The 14,187-nt window shown below is 57.9% G+C and carries 29 protein-coding genes; 28 read left to right on the forward strand and 1 reads right to left on the reverse strand.

Annotated features, from left to right (window positions below; genetic code table 11):
• The first annotated feature begins 205 nt into the window (after window positions 1–205).
• From rpsJ to rplQ, 28 genes are all read left to right on the forward strand, one after another.
• Window positions 206–517 carry a 30S ribosomal protein S10 gene (gene rpsJ, locus MnOB_RS19875; RefSeq protein ID WP_003243886.1) on the forward strand — a complete coding sequence of 104 codons (312 nt, stop codon included), beginning with the start codon at window positions 206–208 and terminating at the stop codon, window positions 515–517.
• Between the two features lie 84 nt (window positions 518–601).
• The gene (gene rplC, locus MnOB_RS19880; protein ID WP_077525959.1) at window positions 602–1,237 is read left to right on the forward strand and encodes a 50S ribosomal protein L3; all 636 of its coding nucleotides are present in this window, start codon (window positions 602–604) and stop codon (window positions 1,235–1,237) included.
• Window positions 1,238–1,251: 14 nt separating this feature from the next.
• On the forward strand, window positions 1,252–1,854 hold the full coding sequence (gene rplD, locus MnOB_RS19885) for a 50S ribosomal protein L4 (RefSeq protein ID WP_077525960.1): 603 nt from the start codon (window positions 1,252–1,254) through the stop codon (window positions 1,852–1,854).
• Window positions 1,851–2,150, forward strand: coding sequence for a 50S ribosomal protein L23 (gene rplW / locus MnOB_RS19890; protein WP_077525961.1), 300 nt, complete (start codon window positions 1,851–1,853; stop codon window positions 2,148–2,150). Before rplD ends, rplW begins: the two co-directional genes overlap by 4 nt.
• A gap of 11 nt (window positions 2,151–2,161) precedes the next feature.
• On the forward strand, window positions 2,162–2,983 hold the full coding sequence (rplB, locus tag MnOB_RS19895; RefSeq protein ID WP_077525962.1) for a 50S ribosomal protein L2: 822 nt from the start codon (window positions 2,162–2,164) through the stop codon (window positions 2,981–2,983).
• 14 nt (window positions 2,984–2,997) lie between these two features.
• The gene (rpsS, locus tag MnOB_RS19900; protein WP_077525963.1) at window positions 2,998–3,273 is read left to right on the forward strand and encodes a 30S ribosomal protein S19; all 276 of its coding nucleotides are present in this window, start codon (window positions 2,998–3,000) and stop codon (window positions 3,271–3,273) included.
• A gap of 13 nt (window positions 3,274–3,286) precedes the next feature.
• Window positions 3,287–3,619: a 50S ribosomal protein L22 gene (gene rplV / locus MnOB_RS19905; protein WP_007161246.1), complete on the forward strand. Its 333-nt coding sequence runs from the start codon at window positions 3,287–3,289 to the stop codon at window positions 3,617–3,619.
• Between the two features lie 13 nt (window positions 3,620–3,632).
• Window positions 3,633–4,319 carry a 30S ribosomal protein S3 gene (rpsC, locus tag MnOB_RS19910; protein WP_028629286.1) on the forward strand — a complete coding sequence of 229 codons (687 nt, stop codon included), beginning with the start codon at window positions 3,633–3,635 and terminating at the stop codon, window positions 4,317–4,319.
• Window positions 4,320–4,331: 12 nt separating this feature from the next.
• Window positions 4,332–4,745, forward strand: a complete 414-nt coding sequence (gene rplP, locus MnOB_RS19915) for a 50S ribosomal protein L16 (RefSeq protein ID WP_016490537.1) — start codon at window positions 4,332–4,334, stop codon at window positions 4,743–4,745.
• Window positions 4,745–4,936: a 50S ribosomal protein L29 gene (gene rpmC, locus MnOB_RS19920; RefSeq protein WP_016490538.1), complete on the forward strand. Its 192-nt coding sequence runs from the start codon at window positions 4,745–4,747 to the stop codon at window positions 4,934–4,936. Before rplP ends, rpmC begins: the two co-directional genes overlap by 1 nt.
• Window positions 4,937–4,938: 2 nt before the next feature.
• Window positions 4,939–5,205, forward strand: coding sequence for a 30S ribosomal protein S17 (gene rpsQ, locus MnOB_RS19925; RefSeq protein ID WP_021219597.1), 267 nt, complete (start codon window positions 4,939–4,941; stop codon window positions 5,203–5,205).
• 22 nt (window positions 5,206–5,227) lie between these two features.
• Window positions 5,228–5,596, forward strand: coding sequence for a 50S ribosomal protein L14 (gene rplN, locus MnOB_RS19930; RefSeq protein WP_003448734.1), 369 nt, complete (start codon window positions 5,228–5,230; stop codon window positions 5,594–5,596).
• Window positions 5,597–5,608: 12 nt separating this feature from the next.
• Window positions 5,609–5,923 (forward strand): 50S ribosomal protein L24, encoded by a 315-nt coding sequence (gene rplX / locus MnOB_RS19935; protein ID WP_077525964.1) that lies wholly within the window; start codon window positions 5,609–5,611, stop codon window positions 5,921–5,923.
• A gap of 20 nt (window positions 5,924–5,943) precedes the next feature.
• Window positions 5,944–6,483 carry a 50S ribosomal protein L5 gene (gene rplE, locus MnOB_RS19940; protein WP_077525965.1) on the forward strand — a complete coding sequence of 180 codons (540 nt, stop codon included), beginning with the start codon at window positions 5,944–5,946 and terminating at the stop codon, window positions 6,481–6,483.
• Window positions 6,484–6,496: 13 nt separating this feature from the next.
• Entirely contained in the window at window positions 6,497–6,802 is a 306-nt protein-coding gene (rpsN, locus tag MnOB_RS19945; protein ID WP_077525966.1) for a 30S ribosomal protein S14, read from the forward strand.
• Between the two features lie 191 nt (window positions 6,803–6,993).
• Complete coding sequence (gene rpsH / locus MnOB_RS19950; protein ID WP_016490543.1) at window positions 6,994–7,386, forward strand: 30S ribosomal protein S8; 393 nt, start codon at window positions 6,994–6,996, stop codon at window positions 7,384–7,386.
• A 12-nt stretch (window positions 7,387–7,398) separates the two neighbouring features.
• Entirely contained in the window at window positions 7,399–7,932 is a 534-nt protein-coding gene (rplF, locus tag MnOB_RS19955; protein ID WP_077525967.1) for a 50S ribosomal protein L6, read from the forward strand.
• A 10-nt stretch (window positions 7,933–7,942) separates the two neighbouring features.
• The gene (gene rplR / locus MnOB_RS19960) at window positions 7,943–8,293 is read left to right on the forward strand and encodes a 50S ribosomal protein L18 (RefSeq protein ID WP_044872684.1); all 351 of its coding nucleotides are present in this window, start codon (window positions 7,943–7,945) and stop codon (window positions 8,291–8,293) included.
• 3 nt (window positions 8,294–8,296) lie between these two features.
• A complete protein-coding gene (rpsE, locus tag MnOB_RS19965; protein ID WP_003448746.1) occupies window positions 8,297–8,797 on the forward strand; it encodes a 30S ribosomal protein S5 in 501 nt (166 codons plus the stop codon).
• Between the two features lie 2 nt (window positions 8,798–8,799).
• On the forward strand, window positions 8,800–8,976 hold the full coding sequence (rpmD, locus tag MnOB_RS19970) for a 50S ribosomal protein L30 (RefSeq protein ID WP_077525968.1): 177 nt from the start codon (window positions 8,800–8,802) through the stop codon (window positions 8,974–8,976).
• A gap of 3 nt (window positions 8,977–8,979) precedes the next feature.
• Complete coding sequence (gene rplO, locus MnOB_RS19975; protein WP_077525969.1) at window positions 8,980–9,414, forward strand: 50S ribosomal protein L15; 435 nt, start codon at window positions 8,980–8,982, stop codon at window positions 9,412–9,414.
• Complete coding sequence (gene secY, locus MnOB_RS19980; protein ID WP_077525970.1) at window positions 9,415–10,743, forward strand: preprotein translocase subunit SecY; 1,329 nt, start codon at window positions 9,415–9,417, stop codon at window positions 10,741–10,743.
• Window positions 10,744–10,773: 30 nt separating this feature from the next.
• A complete protein-coding gene (gene rpmJ / locus MnOB_RS19985; protein ID WP_077525971.1) occupies window positions 10,774–10,890 on the forward strand; it encodes a 50S ribosomal protein L36 in 117 nt (38 codons plus the stop codon).
• A 132-nt stretch (window positions 10,891–11,022) separates the two neighbouring features.
• Window positions 11,023–11,379 (forward strand): 30S ribosomal protein S13, encoded by a 357-nt coding sequence (gene rpsM / locus MnOB_RS19990; RefSeq protein WP_077525972.1) that lies wholly within the window; start codon window positions 11,023–11,025, stop codon window positions 11,377–11,379.
• Between the two features lie 30 nt (window positions 11,380–11,409).
• Complete coding sequence (rpsK, locus tag MnOB_RS19995) at window positions 11,410–11,799, forward strand: 30S ribosomal protein S11 (protein ID WP_003093689.1); 390 nt, start codon at window positions 11,410–11,412, stop codon at window positions 11,797–11,799.
• 16 nt (window positions 11,800–11,815) lie between these two features.
• Window positions 11,816–12,436, forward strand: a complete 621-nt coding sequence (gene rpsD, locus MnOB_RS20000; RefSeq protein ID WP_077525973.1) for a 30S ribosomal protein S4 — start codon at window positions 11,816–11,818, stop codon at window positions 12,434–12,436.
• A 22-nt stretch (window positions 12,437–12,458) separates the two neighbouring features.
• Entirely contained in the window at window positions 12,459–13,460 is a 1,002-nt protein-coding gene (locus MnOB_RS20005; RefSeq protein WP_028629274.1) for a DNA-directed RNA polymerase subunit alpha, read from the forward strand.
• Window positions 13,461–13,505: 45 nt separating this feature from the next.
• On the forward strand, window positions 13,506–13,895 hold the full coding sequence (gene rplQ / locus MnOB_RS20010) for a 50S ribosomal protein L17 (RefSeq protein ID WP_077525974.1): 390 nt from the start codon (window positions 13,506–13,508) through the stop codon (window positions 13,893–13,895).
• A gap of 86 nt (window positions 13,896–13,981) precedes the next feature.
• On the opposite strand, the gene MnOB_RS29290 is transcribed toward rplQ, so the two are convergent.
• Window positions 13,982–14,187: hypothetical protein (locus MnOB_RS29290; RefSeq protein ID WP_234358300.1), on the reverse strand; the 206-nt coding region annotated here is incomplete at its 5' end.

Genomic DNA, 14,187 nt, shown 5'->3' on the forward strand with positions numbered 1-14,187 from the left:
AAGGCGGTCGTACCGTTGGCGCCGGCGTTGTAGCCAAGATCATCGAGTAATCGACGGTCTCGCTAAGAGAGGAGGGCCCTTCGGGGCCCTTTTCTTTTGTCTGGTCAAAAGTTGACACCCCTTCGGCGCATCCGTACAATCACGCCTCCTTTTAACGGGCGTAGTCCGTCCGTTGGGGAAAGCAGAGATAGAGTCTGAGGTCAAAATGCAAAACCAACAAATCCGTATTCGGTTGAAGGCTTTTGACCATCGCCTGATCGATCAATCCACCCAGGAAATCGTGGAAACCGCGAAACGTACTGGTGCTCAGGTGCGTGGTCCTATTCCTCTGCCTACTCGCAAAGAGCGGTACACCGTTCTGATCTCCCCGCACGTCAACAAAGACGCGCGCGATCAGTACGAAATTCGTACCCACAAGCGTGTTCTGGACATCGTCCAGCCGACGGATAAAACCGTCGATGCGCTGATGAAGCTCGACCTTGCGGCAGGCGTGGAAGTGCAGATCAGCCTCGGCTAATAACCTTCGGGTTTTAGTCGTGTAACGCTCTGAAATGGGCGGCCATAGCGGGTGAAAGCCCCGTACACTCATGAGGTTTACAACATGACTATTGGTGTAGTCGGTCGTAAGTGCGGCATGACCCGCATTTTCACCGAAGAAGGCGTCTCCATTCCGGTTACGGTCATTGAGATCGAGCCGAATCGCGTGACCCAATTCAAAAACGAAGAAAGCGATGGCTATCGCGCCGTGCAGGTAACTGTCGGTGAGCGTCGTGCCTCTCGCGTGACCAAGGCGCAAGCCGGTCACTTCGCCAAGGCAAGCGTGGCTGCTGGTCGCGGTGTTTGGGAATTCCGTCTTGAAGAAGGCGAGTACCAGGCTGGCGATCAACTGACTGCTGAGCTGTTCCAAGCTGGTCAACTGGTAGATGTTACCGGTCAGTCCAAGGGTAAAGGCTATGCCGGTACCATCAAGCGCTGGAACTTCCGCGGTCAGGACAACACCCACGGTAACTCCGTCTCCCACCGCGCCCCGGGTTCTATTGGCCAGTGCCAGACTCCTGGTCGTGTCTTCAAGGGCAAGAAAATGTCCGGTCACCTCGGTGCTGAGCGTGTAACCGTGCAGTCCCTGGAAGTTGTGCGTGTCGATGCAGAACGTAATCTGCTGCTGGTCAAAGGTGCCGTTCCTGGCGCTACCGGTGGTGATGTCGTTGTGCGTCCGGCAGCCAAGGCTCGTGGTTAAGAGGGGAAGCTGAGATGCAATTGAATGTAAATGGCGCTCAGGCTATCGAAGTCAGCGAGCGTACTTTTGGTGGTGAGTTCAACGAGACCCTGGTTCACCAGGCTGTTGTCGCCTACATGGCCGGTGGCCGTCAGGGCACTCGCGCGCAGAAGACCCGTTCCGAAGTTTCCGGCGGTGGCAAGAAGCCGTGGCGTCAGAAGGGCACTGGTCGTGCTCGTGCTGGCACCATTCGCAGCCCCATCTGGCGCTCCGGTGGTACCACCTTCGCTGCCAAGCCGCAGGATCACTCCCAGAAGCTCAACAAGAAGATGTACCGCGCTGCCATGCGCTCCATCCTCTCTGAGCTCGTTCGTCAAGAGCGCCTGGTTGTGGTTGAGGACTTTGCTGTCGATGCCCCGAAAACCAAAGCTCTGCTGGGCAAGCTGAATGGCCTGGGCCTGACCGACGTGCTGATCGTTTCCGACGCCGTTGATCAGAACCTGTACCTGGCTGCTCGCAACCTGCCGCACGTTGACGTTCGTGATGTTCAGGGTTCCGACCCGGTCAGCCTGATCGCCTACGACAAGGTGCTTATCACCGTGTCCGCCGTGAAGAAATTCGAGGAGCTGCTGGCATGAACCAGGAACGCGTATTCAAGGTGCTGGTTGGTCCGCACGTCTCCGAGAAGGCCACCATGCTGGCTGACAGCAAGGGCCAGTTCGTTTTCAAGGTTGCCACTGATGCAACCAAGCTGGAAATCAAGAAGGCCGTAGAAAGCCTGTTCAGCGTGAAAGTCGCTCGTGTCACCACCCTCGTAGTCAAGGGCAAGACCAAGCGTACCGTTCGCGGTCTGGGCAAGCGTAACGACTGGAAAAAAGCGTACATCGCTCTCCAGCCGGGCCAAGATCTCGATTTCGCCAGCAGCGCTGAGTAAAGGGGTGCATCATGGCAATCGTTAAATGCAAACCGACCTCCGCTGGCCGCCGTTTCGTGGTCAAGGTGGTCAACCAGGAGCTGCACAAAGGCGCTCCTTACGCACCTCTGGTCGAGAAAAAATCGAAATCCGGTGGTCGTAACAACAATGGTCGTATCACCACTCGTCACATCGGTGGTGGTCACAAGCAGCACTATCGTCTGGTCGACTTCCGTCGTAACAAGGATGGCATTCCTGCCACCGTTGAGCGCATCGAATACGATCCGAACCGTACTGCTCACATCGCTCTGCTGAAGTACGCCGATGGCGAGCGTCGCTACATCATCGCGCCGAAAGGCGTGAGCGCTGGCGACCAGCTGATCTCGGGCGTCAATGCACCGATCAAGGCCGGTAATGCCCTGCCGCTGCGCAACATCCCGGTTGGTAGCACCATTCACGGTATCGAACTCAAGCCTGGCAAGGGTGCGCAAATCGCCCGTTCCGCCGGTGCCTCCGTTCAGCTGGTTGCCCGTGAAGGCGCCTACGTAACCCTGCGTCTGCGCTCCGGCGAGATGCGCAAAGTCCTGGCTGAATGCCGTGCGACCCTGGGCGAAGTCTCGAACTCCGAGCACAGCCTGCGTTCGCTGGGTAAAGCTGGTGCCAAGCGTTGGCGTGGTGTTCGCCCGACCGTTCGCGGCGTGGCGATGAACCCGGTAGACCACCCGCATGGTGGTGGTGAAGGTCGTACCTCTGGTGGCCGTCATCCGGTGTCTCCGTGGGGCTTCCCGACCAAGGGTGCGAAGACCCGCGCGAACAAGCGCACCGACAACATGATCGTCCGTCGCCGTAAATAACTGAGGATACGACAGTGCCGCGTTCTCTGAAAAAAGGTCCTTTTATCGATCTTCACCTACTGAAGAAGGTCGAAGTGGCGGTGGAAAAGAACGATCGCAAGCCGGTTAAAACCTGGTCGCGCCGTTCCATCGTTCTGCCGCAAATGGTCGGTCTGACCATCGCTGTACACAACGGTCATCAACATGTCCCGGTTCTCGTGAACGAAGACATGGTCGGTCACAAACTGGGCGAGTTCGCTGCCACCCGCACCTATCGCGGTCATGCTGCGGACAAGAAAGCCAAGCGTTAAGGGGTAAGGAACGATGGAAGTAGCCGCTAAGCTGTCGGGCGCTCGAATCTCCGCCCAGAAAGCCCGCTTGGTCGCCGACCAGATTCGCGGGAAGAAGGTGGGCGAAGCGCTCAACCTGTTGACTTTCAGCAGCAAGAAAGCCGCTGAAATCATGAAGAAAGTGCTCGAATCGGCCGTGGCCAACGCTGAGCACAACGAAGGCGCAGACGTGGATGACCTGAAGGTTTCCACCGTTTTCGTCAACGAAGGGCGTTCGCTGAAGCGCATCATGCCGCGTGCCAAAGGCCGTGCTGATCGCATCGTCAAGCGGTCTTGCCATATCACTGTCAAGGTTGCGGACAAGTAACGGAGTCGATCAGATGGGTCAGAAAGTACATCCCACTGGCATTCGCCTGGGAATCGTCAAGGAGCACACCTCCGTTTGGTACGCAGATAAGCGCACTTATGCCGACTATCTGTTTGCCGACCTGAAGGTGCGTGAGTACCTCCAAGACAAACTAAAAAGCGCGTCCGTAAGCCGTATCGATATTCATCGTCCGGCTCAAACCGCACGCATCACCATCCACACCGCTCGTCCCGGCATCGTGATCGGCAAGAAAGGTGAAGATGTTGAGAAGCTGCGTCAGGACCTGACCAAGCAAATGGGTGTGCCTGTGCACATCAACATCGAAGAGATCCGCAAGCCGGAGCTCGACGGTATGCTGGTTGCGCAGAGCGTAGCTCAGCAGCTGGAGCGTCGTGTGATGTTCCGTCGCGCCATGAAGCGCGCTGTACAGAACGCCATGCGCATTGGTGCCAAGGGCATCAAGATCCAGGTAAGCGGTCGTCTCGGTGGCGCTGAAATCGCCCGTACCGAATGGTATCGCGAAGGTCGTGTGCCCCTGCACACCCTGCGCGCCGATATCGACTACGCAACCTACGAAGCGCACACCACCTACGGTGTGATCGGTGTGAAGGTTTGGATCTTCAAGGGTGAGGTCATCGGTGGCCGCCAGGAAGAACTGAAACCCGTAGCGCCCGCTCCTCGTAAAAAAGCTGCTAAGTAAGGGGTACGCCAAATGCTGCAACCAAAGCGTACGAAGTTCCGCAAGCAGATGACTGGCCACAACCGTGGTCTGGCTCAGCGCGGTAGCAAGGTCAGCTTCGGCGAGTTCGCGCTGAAGGCTACTGGCCGTGGTCGTCTCACTGCCCGCCAGATCGAGGCTGCACGTCGTGCCCTCACTCGTCACGTGAAGCGTGGCGGCAAGATCTGGATCCGTGTATTCCCGGACAAGCCCGTTACCAAGAAGCCCCTCGAAGTTCGTATGGGTAAAGGTAAGGGTGGCGTCGAGTACTGGGTAGCCCAGATTCAACCGGGCAAGGTCCTGTACGAGATCGAGGGTGTTTCCGAAGAGCTGGCGCGTGAGGCATTCGCCCTGGCTGCTGCAAAGCTGCCGCTCGCCACCTCCTTTGTTAAGCGGACGGTGATGTGATGAAAGCGAATGAACTTCGTGAAAAATCCGTACAGCAGCTGAACGAGCAACTGCTCGGCCTGCTGCGCGACCAGTTCAATCTGCGCATGCAGAAAGCAACTGGCCAGTTGGGGCAGTCTCACCTGCTCTCGCAAGTGAAGCGCGACATCGCTCGCGTGAAAACTGTGCTCAACCAGCAAGCAGGTAAGTAATCATGGCTGAAGCTCAGAAAACCGTCCGCACGCTGACCGGCCGCGTCGTCAGCGACAAGATGGACAAGACCATCACCGTTCTGATCGAGCGTCGCGTTAAGCACCCGATCTACGGTAAGTACGTGAAGCGCTCGACCAAGCTGCACGCCCACGACGAAACCAATCAGTGCCGTATCGGCGACAAGGTCACCATTCGTGAGACCCGTCCGCTGGCCAAGACCAAGTCCTGGGCCCTGGTGGAAGTCGTCGAACGTGCCGTGGAAGTCTAAGGACTAAGGGTCGGAGAAAGATATGATTCAGACTCAATCCATGCTCGACGTCGCTGACAACAGCGGTGCTCGTCGCGTTATGTGCATCAAGGTCCTTGGTGGTTCGCACCGTCGTTACGCTGGTATCGGCGACATCATCAAAGTGACCGTTAAAGAAGCGATCCCGCGCGGCAAGGTGAAGAAAGGCCAGGTAATGACCGCTGTCGTGGTTCGTACCAAGCACGGCGTTCGTCGCCCTGATGGCTCGATCATTCGCTTCGACGGCAACGCCGCCGTCCTGCTGAACAACAAGCAGGAGCCGATCGGCACCCGTATCTTCGGGCCCGTGACCCGTGAACTGCGTTCCGAGAAGTTCATGAAGATCGTCTCGCTCGCCCCCGAAGTGCTGTAAGGAGAAGCCGTCATGCAAAAGATTCGTCGTGACGACGAGATCATCGTCATCGCCGGCAAGGACAAGGGCAAGCGCGGTAAGGTGCTGAAGGTTCTCGCTGACAGCCGTGTGCTGGTCAGCGGTGTAAACCTGATCAAGCGCCACACCAAGCCGAACCCCATGGCCGGTGTCCAGGGCGGTATCGTCGAGCGAGAGGCGCCCATGCACCTCTCCAACGTAGCCATCTTCAATGCCGAGACCAACAAGGCTGATCGCGTTGGTTTCAAGGTTGAAGAAGGTAAGAAAATTCGTGTCTTCAAGTCGACCCAAAAGCCGGTTGATGCTTGAGCACTGCTAGGTAGATAACCATGGCACGACTAAAAGAGATTTACCGGAAAGAAATCGCGCCGAAGCTGAAGGAAGAACTTCAGCTCGGCAACGTGATGGAAACTCCGCGCATCACCAAGATCACTCTGAACATGGGTCTGGGCGAAGCTATCGGTGACAAGAAAGTCATCGAAAGCGCTGTTGCTGACCTGGAAAAGATCACCGGCCAGAAAGCCGTCGTGACCTACGCCCGCAAATCCATTGCAGGCTTCAAGGTTCGTGAAGGCTGGCCGATCGGCGTCAAGGTCACCCTGCGCCGCGATCGCATGTACGAGTTCCTGGATCGTCTGCTCTCCATCTCCCTGCCGCGCGTGCGTGACTTCCGCGGCCTGAATGCCAAGTCCTTCGACGGTCGTGGCAACTACAGCATGGGTGTCAAAGAGCAGATCATCTTCCCGGAAATCGATTACGACAAAATCGATGCGCTGCGCGGTCTGGACATCACCCTGACCACCACCGCCCGTACGGATGAAGAAGGTCGTGCTCTGCTGCGCGCCTTCAAATTCCCGTTCCGCAACTGATTGGAGTAGGAACATGGCCAAACAGAGCATGAAGAACCGCGAGCTGAAGCGTCAGCAGACGGTTGCTAAGTTCGCCAAGAAGCGTGCTGAGCTGAAAGCTATCATCGCCAACCCGAACTCCACCGCGGAAGCTCGTTGGGAAGCGCAGGTAGCTCTGCAGAAGCAGCCCCGTGACGCCAGCGCCTCGCGCCTGCGTAACCGCTGCCGCATCACCGGTCGTCCGCACGGCGTTTACCGCAAGTTCGGCCTTGGCCGTAACAAGCTGCGTGAAGCTGCCATGCGTGGTGACGTGCCCGGCCTGGTGAAAGCCAGCTGGTAATGATCGTCGGTTGGGCCGGCTTTGGTCGGCTCAACCCAGGTCATCAGAATCAAGCCCCTTTTGGGGCTTGATTCGTTTCTGGAGTATCTCTAGAATGTCCGGCTCGCCCGGGCCTGGCATTAGTCCGTCCAGTGCCTGCGCGTGATTCTAGCCGCAAGGCTATTTCTTTTTGTATCAGGAGCATCTAGCCCATGAGTATGCAGGACCCGTTAGCGGACATGCTAACTCGTATCCGTAATGCCCAGATGGCTGAAAAGTCTGTCGTAAGCATGCCGTCCTCCAAACTGAAGGTGGCAGTAGCCAGCGTTCTGAAGAACGAGGGTTACATCACGGGATACCAAGTCAGCAGCGACATCAAGCCTCTGCTGTCCATCGAGCTGAAGTACTTCGAAGGCCGTCCGGTCATCGAAGAGCTGAAGCGCGTAAGTCGTCCTGGCCTGCGCCAGTACAAGTCCGTCGATCAGCTGCCGAAAGTACGTGGCGGCCTGGGCGTATCGATCGTTTCCACCAACAAGGGTGTGATGACTGATCGTGCTGCTCGCGCTGCTGGTGTTGGTGGCGAAGTGCTTTGCACTGTGTTCTAAGGGGGTTGAAGCATGTCTCGCGTTGCTAAGAACCCCGTCAAGCTGCCCGCTGGCGTTGAAGTCAAGATCGCCGGTCAGCAGCTTTCGGTGAAGGGTGCCAAGGGTGCTCTGGAACTGAAAGTACACTCGTCTGTGGAAGTGCTGCAGGAGTCCGGTGAGCTGCGTTTCGCTGCTCGCAATGGCGACCAGCAGAACAAAGCCATGGCCGGTACCACCCGTGCGTTGGTCAACAACATGGTAATCGGCGTTAGCCAGGGCTTCGAGCGCAAGCTCCAGCTGGTGGGCGTTGGTTACAAGGCTCAGGCCAAAGGCCAGACTCTGTCCCTGGCTCTCGGCTTCTCGCATCCGGTGGATTACGAACTGCCGCAAGGTATCACCGCTGAAACCCCCAGCCAGACCGATATCCTGATCAAGGGCATCGACAAGCAGCTGGTCGGTCAAGTGGCCGCCGAGATTCGCGACTTCCGTCCGCCGGAGCCTTACAAAGGCAAGGGTGTACGTTACGCCGACGAAGTCGTCCGTCGTAAAGAAGCTAAGAAGAAGTAGGGCATAGCAAATGAGCGTAAAGAAAGAAACTCGTCTGCGTCGCGCTCGCAAGGCACGCCTGAAAATGCGCGAGCTGGAAGCCGTACGCCTCTGCGTGTACCGCTCCTCCCAGCACATCTACGCCCAGGTCATTTCGGCCGACGGCGCCAAGGTCCTGGCCAGCGCCTCGACCCTGGACAAAGAACTGCGTGACGGTGCCACTGGCAACGTTGACGCGGCCAAGAAGGTTGGTCAGCTGGTTGCTGAGCGCGCGAAAGCCGCTGGCGTCACTCAGGTGGCATTCGATCGTTCTGGCTTCAAGTACCACGGCCGCGTCAAGGCGCTGGCTGATGCTGCTCGTGAAGGCGGGCTGGAGTTCTAAGTTATGGCAAATAACGAGCAAAAGCGCGACGAAGGCTACATCGAGAAGCTGGTTCAGGTTAATCGCGTTGCCAAGACCGTAAAAGGTGGTCGTATCTTCACCTTCACCGCGCTGACCGTAGTTGGCGATGGCAAAGGTCGTGTTGGCTTCGGTCGCGGCAAGTCCCGCGAAGTGCCTGCCGCCATCCAGAAAGCGATGGAAGCTGCACGCCGCAACATGATCCAGGTTGACCTGGACGGCACCACCCTGCAGTACCCGATCAAGTCCGCCCATGGCGCCTCCAAGGTGTTCATGCAGCCGGCTTCCGAAGGTACCGGTATCATCGCCGGCGGCGCCATGCGTGCCGTTCTGGAAGTGGCCGGTGTGCAGAACGTTCTGGCCAAGTGCTACGGCTCCACCAATCCGGTGAACGTGGTTTACGCCACTTTCAAGGGTCTGAAGAACATGCAGTCCCCTGAGTCGGTTGCGGCCAAGCGTGGTAAGAGCGTCGAGGAGATTCTCTAATCATGGCAACTGTCAAAGTAACGCTGATCAAGAGCGTTAGCGGCCGTCTGGCTAACCACAAGGCTTGCGTCAAGGGTCTCGGCCTGCGTCGCATTGGTCATTCCGTAGAGGTCCAGGACACTCCTGAGAATCGCGGCATGATCAACAAGGCTTACTACCTTCTGCGCGTCGAGGGTTAATCCATGAAACTGAACGATCTGCGTTCCGCGCCGGGTTCCCGTCGCGAAAAGCACCGTCCGGGCCGTGGCATCGGTAGCGGTCTGGGTAAGACCGGTGGCCGTGGTCACAAAGGTCAGACCTCTCGCTCCGGTGGCACCATTGCTCCGGGCTTCGAGGGCGGTCAGCAGCCTCTGCACCGTCGTCTGCCGAAGTTCGGCTTCGTTTCCCTGAAAGCCATGGATCGCGCTGAAGTGCGCACTTCCGAGCTGGCCAAGGTGGAAGGCGATGTCGTAACTGTGCAGTCGCTGAAGGATGCCAACGTGATTAACCAGAACGTACAGCGTGTGAAAATCATGCTGTCCGGCGACGTTACTCGCGCGGTCACCCTGAAAGGTATCGCCGCCACCAAGGGTGCGCGTGCGGCTATCGAAGCAGCTGGCGGTAAGTTCGAGGACTAAATGGCTAAGCAAGGTGCTCTCTCCGCGCTCAGCAATGGCGGGTTGTCCGAGCTCTGGGCTCGACTGCGTTTCCTGTTCCTGGCGATCATCGTCTACCGGATCGGCGCGCACATCCCAGTGCCCGGTATCAACCCTGACCGGCTGGCCGAGCTGTTCCGGCAGAACGAGGGGACCATTCTTAGCCTGTTCAACATGTTCTCCGGCGGTGCGCTGGAGCGGATGAGTATCTTCGCGCTGGGGATCATGCCGTACATCTCGGCATCGATCATCATGCAGCTCATGACCGCGATCAGTCCGCAGCTGGAGCAGTTGAAGAAGGAAGGTGAGGCTGGCCGTCGCAAGATAAGCCAGTACACCCGCTACGGCACTGTAGCCCTGGCGTTGGTCCAGGCCATCGGCATGTCCGTTGGCCTGGCCAGTCAGGGCGTCGCTTTCTCGTCTGATTTCGGCTTCTACTTCGTGTCTGTCACCACCTTCGTGGCTGGTGCAATGTTCATGATGTGGCTGGGCGAACAGATCACTGAGCGCGGTGTCGGCAACGGTATCTCGATGCTGATTTTTGCTGGCATCGTGGCCGGTCTGCCGAGGGCGATCGGGCAGTCTTTCGAGTCTGCACGTCAGGGCGATATCAATATCTTTGCCCTGGTCGCCATCGGTCTGCTGGCAGTAGCGATCATCGGTTTCGTGGTGTTCATTGAGCGTGGCCAGCGTCGTATCGCTGTGCATTACGCCAAGCGTCAGCAGGGCCGCAAGGTCTTCGCTGCGCAGACCAGCCACTTGCCGTTGAAGGTGAACATGGCCGGTGTCATTCCGGCTATCTTCGCCAGCAGCATCCTGCTGTTCCCGGCCTCTCTGGGTGCCTGGTTCGGCCAGTCCGAAAGCATGGGCTGGCTGCAGGATGTCTCGCAGGCTATCGCTCCTGGTCAGCCGTTGAACATTCTGCTGTTTAGTGCAGGGATCGTCTTCTTCTGCTTCTTCTACACAGCTCTGATGTTCAATCCGAAAGACGTGGCGGAGAACCTGAAGAAGTCCGGTGCCTTTATTCCGGGTATCCGTCCGGGTGAGCAGTCGGCGCGCTATATCGATGGCGTACTGACCCGCTTGACCATGTTCGGTGCTCTGTACATGACGGCTGTTTGCCTGCTGCCCCAGTTCCTGGTGGTAGCAGCGAATGTACCGTTCTACCTTGGCGGGACCTCGTTGCTGATCGTGGTAGTGGTTGTTATGGACTTTATGGCCCAAGTACAATCCCACCTCGTTTCGCACCAGTACGAATCCCTGATGAAGAAAGCCAACCTGAAGGGCTACGGCAGCGGCATGCTCCGCTGATCCGGTTCCGTAAGGTTCTAGGAGTTACTGATGAAAGTTCGTGCATCGGTGAAAAAGCTGTGCCGCAACTGCAAGATCGTTCGTCGCGACGGTATCGTTCGCGTGATCTGCAGCGCGGAACCGCGTCACAAGCAGCGCCAAGGCTGAGTGTGATTCACGCGTTATGAACCCGGCAGCTAGTGCGCTGCCGGGTTGATTATTCGTTTCTACAGCGCTAATATCTCGCGCCCTTTTCTTGGCTTCCGGGGCGTAGGTAGCTGTCAACTGGAGTTTCACTGAATGGCCCGTATTGCAGGCGTCAACATTCCAGATAACAAGCACACTGTTATCTCGCTGACCTACATCTACGGTGTTGGTCGCACCACTGCGCAGAGCATCTGCGCTACCACCGGCGTTAATCCGGCGGCAAAGATCAAGGATCTCTCTGACGAGCAGATCGAACAGCTGCGTGGCGAAGTCGCGAAGCTCACCACTGAAGGTGACCTGCGTCGCGAAATCAACATGAACATCAAGCGTCTGATGGACCTGGGCTGCTACCGCGGTCTGCGTCATCGTCGCGGTCTGCCTGTTCATGGCCAGCGCACCAAGACCAACGCGCGTACCCGTAAGGGCCCGCGTAAGCCGATCCGCAAGTAATTGCGCCCGCGAATCGACAGGAATTAAGTCATGGCTAAGCCTGCTGCTCGTCCTCGTAAGAAAGTCAAAAAGACAGTTGTGGATGGGATCGCCCATATCCACGCTTCTTTCAACAACACCATCGTGACCATCACTGACCGTCAAGGTAACGCTCTTTCCTGGGCTACCTCCGGTGGTTCGGGTTTCCGCGGTTCCCGTAAGAGCACCCCGTTCGCTGCCCAGGTTGCAGCCGAGCGTGCTGGTCAAGCCGCTCTGGAATACGGCCTGAAGAACCTCGACGTGAACGTCAAGGGCCCGGGTCCGGGTCGCGAATCCGCTGTGCGTGCTCTGAACGCCTGCGGCTACAAGATCGCCAGCATCACCGACGTGACGCCCATCCCGCACAACGGGTGCCGTCCGCCGAAGAAGCGTCGCGTGTAATAGGAGACAGTGAGAAATGGCTCGTTACATTGGTCCCAAATGCAAACTGTCCCGTCGTGAAGGTACCGACCTCTTCCTGAAGAGTGGTGCTCGCGCGCTCGAATCCAAGTGCAACATCGAAGCCGCTCCTGGTCAGCACGGCGCCCGTCGCGGCCGCCTGTCCGACTACGGCACCCAGCTGCGTGAAAAGCAGAAAGTGCGCCGTATCTACGGTGTTCTGGAGCGTCAGTTCGGCAACTACTACAAAGAAGCTGCTGCTCGCAAAGGCGCTACCGGCGAAAACCTGCTGCAACTCCTCGAGTGCCGCCTGGACAACGTCGTGTACCGCATGGGCTTCGGCGCTACTCGTTCCGAGTCCCGTCAGCTGGTTTCCCACAAGGCCATCAGCGTCAACGGTCAGACTGTGAACGTCCCGTCCTACCAGATCAAAGCTGGTGACGTGGTTGCCGTTCGCGAGAAGTCGAAGAACCAACTGCGTATTGTCCAAGCCCTCGAACTGTGCGGTCAGCGTGGCCGTGTGGAGTGGGTTGAGGTTGACGCAGAGAAGAAGTCCGGCGTGTTCAAAAGCGTGCCGGCTCGCAGCGATCTGTCCGCCGACATCAACGAAAACCTGATTGTCGAGCTCTACTCCAAGTAAGGGCTAGAAAATAGGTGCATCCATGCAGAGTTCGGTAAATGAGTTCCTGACCCCCCGCCACATTGATGTGCAGGTGGTCAGTCCGACCCGCGCCAAGATCACGCTCGAGCCTCTCGAGCGCGGTTTCGGCCATACCCTGGGCAACGCGCTGCGTCGCATCCTGTTGTCCTCCATGCCTGGCTGTGCAGTAGTCGAGGCCGAGATCGATGGCGTACTCCACGAGTACAGCGCCATCGAGGGTGTTCAGGAAGATGTCATCGAGATCCTCCTGAACCTCAAAGGCCTGGCTATCAAGCTGCACGGTCGTGACGAAGTAACGCTGAACCTTTCGAAGAAGGGTTCGGGCGTGGTCACCGCTGCCGATATTCAGCTGGATCATGATGTCGAAATCGTCAACGGCGACCACGTGATCGCCAACCTGGCGGATAACGGCGTCCTGAACATGAAGCTCAAGGTGTCTCGCGGTCGTGGCTACGAGCCCGCCGACGCGCGCCAGAGCGACGAAGACGAGAGCCGCAGCATTGGTCGTCTGCAGCTCGACGCCTCGTTCAGTCCCGTCCGCCGTGTTGCCTACGTGGTTGAAAACGCCCGTGTGGAGCAGCGCACCAACCTGGACAAGCTGGTCATCGATCTGGAAACCAACGGTACCCTGGACCCTGAAGAGGCCATCCGTCGTGCCGCTACCATCCTGCAACACCAACTGGCTGCGTTCGTCGACCTGAAGGGCGACAGCGAGCCGGTAGTGGTTGAGCAGGAAGACGAGATCGACCCGATCCTCCTTCGTCCGGTTGATGACCTCGAGCTGACCGTACGTTCGGCCAACTGCCTGAAAGCGGAGAACATCTACTACATCGGCGACCTGATTCAGCGCACCGAAGTAGAGCTGTTGAAGACTCCCAACCTGGGCAAGAAGTCCCTGACCGAGATCAAGGACGTCCTGGCCTCCCGTGGTCTGTCCCTCGGCATGCGCCTCGACAACTGGCCGCCGGCAAGTCTCAAGAAGGACGACAAGGCGACTGCCTGATCGTCCGTAATCACCGAACGTAGAAGTTTGGTAAGGAATTGAACCATGCGTCATCGTAAAAGTGGCCGTCACCTCAGCCGCACCAGCGCACACCGCAAGGCCATGTTCCAGAACATGGCGGTGTCGCTGTTCGAGCACGAACTGATCAAAACCACCCTGCCGAAAGCCAAGGAACTGCGCCGCGTTGCCGAGCCGCTGATCACCCTGGCCAAGGAAGACAGCGTTGCCAACCGTCGTCTGGCTTTCGACCGTACCCGTTCGAAATCTGCCGTAGGCAAACTGTTCAACGATCTGGGTAAGCGCTATGCCAACCGTCAGGGCGGCTACCTGCGTATCCTGAAGTGCGGTTTCCGCGCTGGCGACAACGCTCCTATGGCTTACGTCGAGCTGGTTGACCGTCCGGTCGCTGGTGAAGTCGAAGCTGCTGCCGAGTAAGTCGGTCGTTGCATAAAAAACCGGGCCTAGTGCCCGGTTTTTTTATGTCTGCGAATCAGGAGTCTCTTTCGATGCTGCGCTCTTGATCAGGTGCATTCGGACTGCGGCAACAGCACCCGCGCTGCGCTGGATTCCAGCGGGAGAATCGCATTCCACAGACACAAAAAAGGCCGGGCATTGCGGCTCGGCCTTTTTCTTGAGTGTGTCCCGTCCTGAATAAGGTTTACACCTTTGCCCTTATTTTCAGGAGCGCTCCATGGCAGAAGGTGTACGACGTAGCCAGCGCGATTAC

The organism is Metapseudomonas resinovorans (assembly GCF_002003485.1).
GTDB lineage: Bacteria > Pseudomonadota > Gammaproteobacteria > Pseudomonadales > Pseudomonadaceae > Metapseudomonas > Metapseudomonas resinovorans_D.